Genomic DNA, 7,895 nt, shown 5'->3' with positions numbered 1-7,895 from the left:
CGGGACGGGGCCGCGGGGGGGCCCCGCGGCCCCGCGAGTGGGGGGAGCGAGGGCGGCGGAGGCTGTGACGCCCCGGGAGACCAACACCGCCGATATGCCGTGGCCGCCCGCGCGGCGGGAGACGACATCAGCTGCCGGGAGCAGCCGGGCAACCACTTCGACGTCATCGATCCCGGCTCGGCCATCTGGCGCGCCACCATGGCCGCCGTGGACCGCCGCTTCGGTCGCTGAGAACCCAGAGGCCACTCTGCGAGGACGGCCTGTTTCACGCTCGTGAACAGCCGCGTGCGGACCGACCAGGCGAGCCTCACAGTCAGAACAGCCGTGGCGTCACCACCGACACCACGGTCGTCACCGAGTCGGTGTCGTTGTAGATCCGGTGCGGCACCGAGGAGCGGAGATGCACGCTGTCGCCCGGCCGCAGCCGGTGTTCGACCCCGTTCACCTCGTAGAGCAGTTCGCCTGAAATGACGTAGGCGAACTCCTCGCCAGCGTGGCCGTACGCGTTCTCCCGGCGACCGCCGGGCGCGATGTGCACCAGCATCGGCTCAAGGACCAGGTCTGGTCCCCGCTCCGACAGCATCCGGTAGGTCTGCTGCCCGGACACGTACTCGGTGGCGGCGGTCTCCGCCCTGGTGAGCGTGAAATGCGTGGGAAGCGGGGTGACGGATCCCGGCGAGGAGTCGGCGCCGGAATCGAAGAAGTCCGCCACCGAACAATCCAGAGCTTTCGCGACGCTGCCGAGCGCGGTCAGGCCGATGGACGAGATGCCTCGTTCGACCTGTGAGAGGAAGCCGATCGACAAGCCGGAGCGGGCGGCCAGGCCACGCAGCGTCAGCCCGCGTTCCTTGCGGTACTGCCGGATGCGCGCGCCCACCTGACCGGCCGGGGTGTCGTCCGCCACGCCGCCGTCCGGGCGGGTCTGCTCCCGTACCGGGTGGCTCTCCATCGACCGCACGGGGCCTCCTGTCGCGGTTGGCGGGAGGTCCCGCCGCGTTTGTTCGATGGTATCGAACTTTGGGGCACGCGCGGCAACCCCGCCCGCCGGGTTCTCGGCCGACGACCGGAGCTCCGCGGCGGCCATCCCGGACCGGTAGGGACCTTGAGGGCTGGGCGCACTACGCCGAGCGGCTGTGTGACGAGATCGGCCTGCTCCGCGATCCCGGCGAACGGCTGGGCATGCTGTACGGGCAGCGCTGGCGCGCCGCGCGCATGGAGCCCTCGTTCGATGGCGCTTCATCATCACCGTTGCGGTTTTCGGGGGTGCCAGTGGGGCCCAGCCGCCTTGACAGTCGATGTCCTAGGACGGTTTAGTGGGTGTGCATCAGCGCAGGCGGTAGCAGCTTTGACCGCAGTGTTCAGCGCCGTCTGGGGAGCGTGCGCTGGGAGAGACGGCGCCGTGTGGCATGGTGACGCGGATGATCGACGGTGCTGAAGCATTGGAGGCCGTGGTCCGGCATGCCACCGAGCTTGAGGACGACTACGACGACATCGCGCCGATCCTCACAGCTCTGGCGGCGTGCGGGGACATCACCTTGGTGCCCCGGTTGCACGAGGCGCTCGACCGGTTCCTCGACGAGCAGAACTTCTACGGTCGGGACCTCATCGCCGGCATTCTGGCCGGCGTCCAGGGTCTGGCTGCGCTCCCGGTGCTTCTGCGCGCATCGGCCCGCGATCTCGGTGACGACCAGGACAGCTTGACTGGCGAGATCATCGACCTGTTGCATACGAACAAGGCAGCCGCGCGTCGCACGGTGCTGGGCCTGGCCACTGGTGGCACCCCAGAACTACGCCGGGCAGGGCTGTGGGCGTTGGGATTCGTGGTCGAAGCGCAGGATGTCGAATTGCTGGCGGCAGCCGCGGCCGACGCCGATCCGCGGGTCAGGTCCGTGGCGATCGGCTCGATTCCCGACCCTACTGGCGATGACCGAGGGTTCCAGGTGCTCGTCGTGGCGCTGCGTGACCTCGACGACCAGGTACGGATCTCGGCGGTCACCAGGCTCGGCTACACCGGCCTGGCCGACGCGGTTGCGCCACTCGCCGCCCTCGCCGCGGACCCTGTGCCGCGGGTACGGTCGATGGTCGCGTACGCACTCGGCCAGCTCCGCAAGGTCGAGGCAACCCCGGCGTTGCTGCGGCTGCGACACGACCCCGATCGGCACGTCCGCGAGAACGCGCACGAAGCCCTTGGCTTAGTCGGCGGAGCGGCGGCGGTCGACGCGCTGCTGCTGATCGCCGCTGACGAGGACCCGCTGCTGCGAGCCCAGGCCGCTCGGGCGCTCGCACAGGCGGTGGACTCGGATCGCCGTATACCGCCGCAGCTCACGACGCTGGCGCAAGACGACGAGCCGGCAGTGCGCGCCGCTACCATAAGCGGACTTATCAGCACCGGAAGCGTGCGACCGCGGTGGGCGTCGCTAGTGGTCGGGCTGGCGAACGACCCAGACCGGGTAGTCCGCCAGCGCGTCGCCGTTGCGGCACGCCGCCTCGCGCCCGACGCCGCCCCCGACATCCTTCACCAGTACGCCAGCGACGCCGACCCGGCCGTGCGCCGGATCGCCGATGCGGAACTTGCTCGGCTGACCGATGCCGCCGCACGCTGAGCCGCAGTGACGATGGAGCCGGCGCTGACTGGGTTTCACCGCGGATCGCAGTCTGCGCCGACCCCCGGCTCGACCCGCACATCAGCGCACACGCGGCAGCGGAGGACCAGGTGCCCGCCGCAGCGGCACGGCCACCAGCCCCGCACCGCAGTCGTCGCCGAGCCGCCTGCGTAGCCGTGCCCGTTGTGGCACTCGTCCGGCTCGTCGCCGACCAGCTCGCGGACCCGTCGGTAGGGGAAGGCGACCACGTGCGGGTCGGCGCGGGCGGCCTGGACCAGGTGCCGCAGCTCGGCGGGGGAGTCCACGGCGTGCTCGACGACGGTCACGCTGGCGGGCGAGTTGTCGGCCCGGTCCCAACGGATCGTGATGTGCCAGCGCGTTCGCCACTCCACGCTCGTAGGCTAGTCGAACATATGTTCTAAGGCGTGCGGGGCCCGCAGACGGGGGTCCGCATTGCCCAACCATTACGCATGGAGTTTCGTCTGAGACGAGTTGTCGGTTTGCTCAGGCGTGGAAGCGGGCGATGACGGGGGCGTGATCGGGGACGGTGGCGGGGCGTCGGGTGTCGGTGGATTCGGTGATCGAGCCGATGTCGTCGACGAGGCTGTCGACGCTGGCGACTCGTAGGCGCAGGTCGCGGGAGACGAGTATGTGGTCGATGAGTTCGCCTCGGCCTTGGTAGATGCGTGAGTACGCCCGCCCAGTCGGCAGGAGCGGGGCGAGGTTGTACAGCCGCACCGGGTCGCCCTTGTCGGGCCGGTTGATGTCTCCGTCGCTGGGGCCGCTGAGCAGGGTGGTCGTGACGGCGTCGGGCCCGTCGTTGAGGTCCCCGCAGAGAACGGTGGGTATGCCGGGTTCACCGTTGGTGGCGGAGGCGGTCATGACCTTGTTGACCTGGACGCGGACGGCGACGGCTTCGGCGGCCCGCCGCAGGAGGGCGTAGCCGGCGCCGCGGGCTCGCTCGTCTTCGTTCTTCGGGTAGCGGCGGTCGTCGGGGTAGGTCAGCAGCTTTGACTTGAGGTGACAGGTGAGAAGCCGCAGGCCGCCGCCGACGTCAACGTGGACTTGAAGGGCGCCGCGGCCCATCCGTTTCAGGGTCTTGCCATCGACGTCCGGCACCGCTGGCAGGCCGGCGTCGGGAAGTTTGACGACCTGGTCCTCGACTGTGACGGGGTGGGGCGACAGGACGCCGACTCGGATGGGGTGGTTGCCGGCGGCGGGATCGGCGAGTTGAACCTGCCAGCCGTCGCCGACCGCACGGGCGAGGTCCTGGGCGCACCGTGGGTCACCCACCTCCTGCAACGCGACCACGTCCGGGTTGAGACCTCGGATGGTCGTGGCAAGGTAGGCGATCTTGACGTCGTACGTCTCGCGGTCCGGGGGTCCGTACTTGTGGCCGGCTGGGAAGAGGTTCTCCACGTTCCACGTCATCACGGTCAAGGTTGACGTCATGGTGCCTCCCGGGCGTCGCTGCCATTCTGGCCTCTGCCACGGACGGTAATCACCGGCCCATCGCGCTGTCACCTGAACAGCCCCAAGCCCGACGGACGGGCCCCTGAGTTCGAGCAGCTTCGCGCCAAGAACCCCCTCGGGCAGCCGGGCGAGCAGCCAGAGCGGCGAGCGTGGGTGGGCTGGTGTGCGGGTCCGGGATCGAGTCCGGCTGGACCGAGCGGGCCGGGGCGCAGTCAGTCACCGGAACGGACTCGCAATGCGTGGGCCGAGGGTTCCATTCCGTCCCGTCGGGCCGCTCGGTAGGAAGGCCCAGGTCACGGGCTTGATCGCCGATCGTGACCCGAGCCTTCTTCATACCGTCGAACGCCAGCCGATCTCACGGCCCGGTGGCGCTCGCCACCCCGCTCTCGTTGACGGTGAACTGTCCGTTAGAGGCGCCGTTGAAGGTTCCACTCTTGATCCACTCGATCAGCGCCGCCTTGAGCGTCGAGTGCGGACCGGCCCACGGGGTGCCGGGTGTGCCGCCGTAGGGCGTGCCCGAGGCCGGGGTGCAGCGGTGTCCGGAGCAGCCCTCCCACAGCAGCCCGTGACTCGCGCAGTTCACCTGTACCAGCACCTTGTTGGTAACCATCGTGAGGTGGTCATAAATATCGCTCGCGTTCGTCACCGGCGCGAGTTGGTCTTCAGTACCGTGGATGACCAGCGCAGGTGTGGTTAGCGTTCCTGCCACGTCCCTGTTCCAGCCGTACCTGGAGAACACCGGACTGCGGCCCAGACCCGTCGGGTGCGCGGGGTCGTCCCCTCCCCACTGAAGGCCCAGAGTCTCGTCCTCTCGGACCTGCGCCCCCAACTGCTCCGGACTGCCCGGGACGACATGACCGGTGCACGCCGTCTCGCCCCCTGAGCTCATCTGCCAGACACCCCGAACAGTCGCAGCGTCAGTCTTAAAGACGTGCAGCGGGAAGGAAGCCCAGCCCGACGGCGGCGTTACCTCCTCGGTCGGACTGGTGGCGAAGAACACCGACGACAGGAACACGACCCGGTTGACTTTCGCGATGTACTGGTCGCTGTGGAGAAGCACCGGATTGTCCTTGTACAGTGTCCGGGCCACGGGATGGTTGCCCACCGAGAGGCCCACCAGGGTGACTTTGCTGTCCGAGGGCTGCGCCAGCGCGATGGCGTCGTCGATGACCTGACGGATGTCGCGTACGAACGTGTCGGTCCGGGCGAATCGGAAGTTGCTGGAGTGCGCGCGGCGCTGTCCGCCCAGCGGATTGGTGAACAACGTCGGATCGTGCGGCGCCCCCTGCAGATCGAGTGGGAAGAGCAGGGGGACATGAGTTCGGTCGCACCCCACCGGAGACGAGCAGGTGATGCCGTCCGGGTTGTAGGCGGGCAGGCTCGCGTTGCCCGGATCGTCGAGGCCGTGGACGAAGTGCGTCGAGTGGCCGTAGCCGAGTAGGTCGGGGGCGAAGGTATCGATCCCTGCCCGGGCGAGCGCCTTCTGCACGCTGAGCTCGCCACCTTCTGGGGCGGGCTGGCGCAGGTCGAATACGGCCGGGCCGCCATAGTTGCCGCCGTGGATAAGCACCGCGGCCCTGTTGGGCACCGAGTGGCACTTGCCGTGGGCGTAAACCGGCTGGACGCGATGCACCTGCAGCTCGGCCGAGAGTCCGTCGAACTGCGGGTCGGGCATCAGCCCGGCGGGGACGGTGAAGGGCAGGACGTGATCGCTGACCTGCACGCCGGTCGGCACCTTGTCGCAGCCGGCGGCCGACGACGCGGAGGGCGGCGGAGTGAGTACGGCAGCGAGCGCGGTTACTGCGGCGACCGTGAATGCCGCCCCTCTGAGTCTTCGCTTTGATTTGGACATGGGGTCTCCTTAATGGGAGCGCTACGCGCGGTTCGCGTAGTCGTGGCGCCTGGCCGCACCGGCCTAATTGCGAGGGCGGGGCGCGGGCGCGTCAGAGCAGGATGAAAAGGGCCGCGACGGCGACCAGCATGCGGGATTTCACATCGGAACGTTCCTGAGACGCGGACTATGCGTTGGATAAGGAACGGTGCCGCTTCCGCAAATCGGGTCGCGATGCGCGCCGAGCGGCATCTGGTGTCACTGCCATCCGCTGGTTGTGGATCCCACGGAAGGTTGTGTCGACAAGAACTTCGTGAGCGTGTTGACATGGTCGTTTGTCAACGATCGTGTCTCTACTTCTCGGGTCCTTTTACCCGGGCCGCCTAGTTCTGTCGACTCTGAATGCGTCACTGATGGTGCTCGCATGGCGATGACAAGTCAACGCCTGAACTTTTCACCAACTGGCTGACGGGGTGGCAGCCGCCAAGCGCTACATTCGCGGCGAAAATGAGGAGACCTTGATTTCGTAACCTTCTCTAGTTTTTGGCCCCCATGGGCCAAAAATGCCGAAATAGCCCACCAATGCTCCATGGTCATGCGAGCTTGTCGGCTCACTCGGAGATCTTGTCACGCTACCGTCCGGGCGTCCATATTGAAGGCTCCGTCCGCCGAACGTCGGGCAAGAGGACCAGGCGGTGGACCAGCGCAGAGGAAGCGACTCGCAATTGCGGCAGATCCGATGCATTCGTTGCCTGATCTTCGCCCGGGGCCCGCTCCCGGCTGCCTGACGATGGCGGGGGGAGGGACGCGTCTGAGTGACGCTCGCGGTGTGGGCGGACGGGGCTGGAGGGGTGAGTCCGGCCTGGCAGCGACAGCCCGGAGTTCTCTCCCGGCTGTCGCTGTTTTCGCCAGTCACGCATATCGCGGCTGCGGGTCGGTCACAGGGTGACGACAGCGTCCTCGGCGAAGGTGAACAGGCCGGCGTCGAACGTGATCGTCTTGAGCTTCGTGCCCTTGGGCACGTCGAAGTAGACGTTCGCCTTCACCGAGTTGCCCGGGTTGATCTCGTCGAGGAAGCCCTTGGCGTCGTCGTTGCCGTAGATGGCGGCTTCCCCGTCGACGTCGTACTCCCGGCCGGAGGCGTCCTGTGCGGTGATGGTGCCATCGGCGTGGAACAGGTGCGCGCTCTTGGTGACGTTCTTGGCGGTCACGCTGACCCGGCAGAAGGTGCCCTGCGCCTTGTGGTTGAAGTAGCTGGGGCCCACCTGGGAGATCCCGCACTTCACGCTGTTGACGGTGAACTCGAAGTCGCCGCCGCGCACCTTGTCGCCGATGCCGAAGGTCTTCGGCTTTGCCGGCGCCGGGGCGGTGGTGGTCTTCGCCGGCGCGGGCGCCGGGGAGCTCGTCGTCGGGGCCGGGGCCGCCGCGCTCGGGGCCGAGGTGCTGGGGTTGACGGCGGGGATCTCCTTGCTGGCGGAGACGCCGTCGGTCTTCTTGTCGTCGCTGGCCAGGCCGATCACCATCGAGCCGCCGCAGCACAGCAGCACGAACACGCCGACGCCGATGAGGGTCGGAAGCAGCCAGGAGGGACGCTTCTTGGCGGCGGGAGGCGGCGGGAACTGCCCAGGAGGCGGCGGGTACTGGCCGGGTGCCGGCGGCGGGTACTGCCCGGGAGGCGGCGGTGGGTACTGGCCGGGCGGCGGGAACTGGCCGGCGGGGACCTGCGGGAACTGGGCGGTCGGCGGCATCGGCTGCTGGCCGGGCTGGTTCTGGGCAGGGTCGTAGGGGGTGGTCATGGGTGTGGAGGTCTCCCAGCTCTGGTGTCGCGCTGCCCCGTACTGAGCGCAATACCACCGACGCTCTCACAGCCTTCTCACAGACGCCCTCCACCGGCAGTGCTGACATAGACGCCGGTTGCCTGGAGCAACATCCGATCGACTGACCCACCGTCCGACGATGAGTCACCCGCCAGTCACGCTCCGTCCGCG

At 68.3% G+C, this 7,895-nt stretch carries 8 protein-coding genes; 3 read left to right on the top strand and 5 right to left on the bottom strand.

Going from position 1 to position 7,895, the window contains the following annotated elements; all coding sequences use genetic code 11:
* Nucleotides 1-99 precede the first annotated feature (99 nt).
* Complete coding sequence (locus FXF52_RS43695) at nt 100-231, top strand: hypothetical protein (RefSeq protein WP_255472867.1); 132 nt, start codon at nt 100-102, stop codon at nt 229-231.
* A gap of 82 nt (nt 232-313) precedes the next feature.
* Here the strand turns inward: FXF52_RS43695 and FXF52_RS39630 are convergent, their stop codons facing one another.
* The gene (locus FXF52_RS39630; RefSeq protein WP_148804786.1) at nt 314-949 is read right to left on the bottom strand and encodes a helix-turn-helix domain-containing protein; all 636 of its coding nucleotides are present in this window, start codon (nt 947-949) and stop codon (nt 314-316) included.
* Nucleotides 950-975: 26 nt separating this feature from the next.
* Between FXF52_RS39630 and FXF52_RS44345 the strand changes: the two genes are divergently transcribed.
* Together FXF52_RS44345 and FXF52_RS39620 are read left to right on the top strand one after the other, a co-directional pair.
* Nucleotides 976-1,314: a DUF885 family protein gene (locus FXF52_RS44345; RefSeq protein WP_370518103.1), complete on the top strand. Its 339-nt coding sequence runs from the start codon at nt 976-978 to the stop codon at nt 1,312-1,314.
* A gap of 104 nt (nt 1,315-1,418) precedes the next feature.
* The gene (locus FXF52_RS39620) at nt 1,419-2,603 is read left to right on the top strand and encodes a HEAT repeat domain-containing protein (protein WP_187414002.1); all 1,185 of its coding nucleotides are present in this window, start codon (nt 1,419-1,421) and stop codon (nt 2,601-2,603) included.
* Between the two features lie 35 nt (nt 2,604-2,638).
* On the opposite strand, the gene FXF52_RS39615 is transcribed toward FXF52_RS39620, so the two are convergent.
* From FXF52_RS39615 to FXF52_RS39600, 4 genes are all read right to left on the bottom strand, one after another.
* Nucleotides 2,639-2,995 (bottom strand): hypothetical protein, encoded by a 357-nt coding sequence (locus tag FXF52_RS39615; protein WP_148804783.1) that lies wholly within the window; start codon nt 2,993-2,995, stop codon nt 2,639-2,641.
* 112 nt (nt 2,996-3,107) lie between these two features.
* Nucleotides 3,108-4,055 carry an endonuclease/exonuclease/phosphatase family protein gene (locus FXF52_RS39610; protein ID WP_148804782.1) on the bottom strand — a complete coding sequence of 316 codons (948 nt, stop codon included), beginning with the start codon at nt 4,053-4,055 and terminating at the stop codon, nt 3,108-3,110.
* A 376-nt stretch (nt 4,056-4,431) separates the two neighbouring features.
* Nucleotides 4,432-5,928, bottom strand: coding sequence for an alpha/beta fold hydrolase (locus tag FXF52_RS39605; RefSeq protein ID WP_148804781.1), 1,497 nt, complete (start codon nt 5,926-5,928; stop codon nt 4,432-4,434).
* A gap of 917 nt (nt 5,929-6,845) precedes the next feature.
* Nucleotides 6,846-7,703 carry a DUF4352 domain-containing protein gene (locus FXF52_RS39600; protein ID WP_148804780.1) on the bottom strand — a complete coding sequence of 286 codons (858 nt, stop codon included), beginning with the start codon at nt 7,701-7,703 and terminating at the stop codon, nt 6,846-6,848.
* Between the last annotated feature and the right edge of the window lie 192 nt (nt 7,704-7,895).

Origin of the sequence: Micromonospora sp. MP36, from assembly GCF_008119785.1 — a bacterium.
GTDB lineage: Bacteria > Actinomycetota > Actinomycetes > Mycobacteriales > Micromonosporaceae > Micromonospora.
The sequence above is the reverse complement of the archived record's forward strand: the minus strand, read 5'-3'. Positions and strand labels throughout refer to the sequence as shown.

Bases quoted from the DNA above. Each gene is read 5' to 3' on its own strand.
- FXF52_RS39600 (WP_148804780.1), bottom strand. From the start codon at position 7,703: ATGACCACCCCCTACGACCCTGCCCAGAACCAGCCCGGCCAGCAGCCG.
- FXF52_RS39605 (WP_148804781.1), bottom strand. From the start codon at position 5,928: ATGTCCAAATCAAAGCGAAGACTCAGAGGGGCGGCATTCACGGTCGCC.
- FXF52_RS39610 (WP_148804782.1), bottom strand. From the start codon at position 4,055: ATGACGTCAACCTTGACCGTGATGACGTGGAACGTGGAGAACCTCTTC.
- FXF52_RS39630 (WP_148804786.1), bottom strand. From the start codon at position 949: ATGGAGAGCCACCCGGTACGGGAGCAGACCCGCCCGGACGGCGGCGTG.
- FXF52_RS39620 (WP_187414002.1), top strand. From the start codon at position 1,419: ATGATCGACGGTGCTGAAGCATTGGAGGCCGTGGTCCGGCATGCCACC.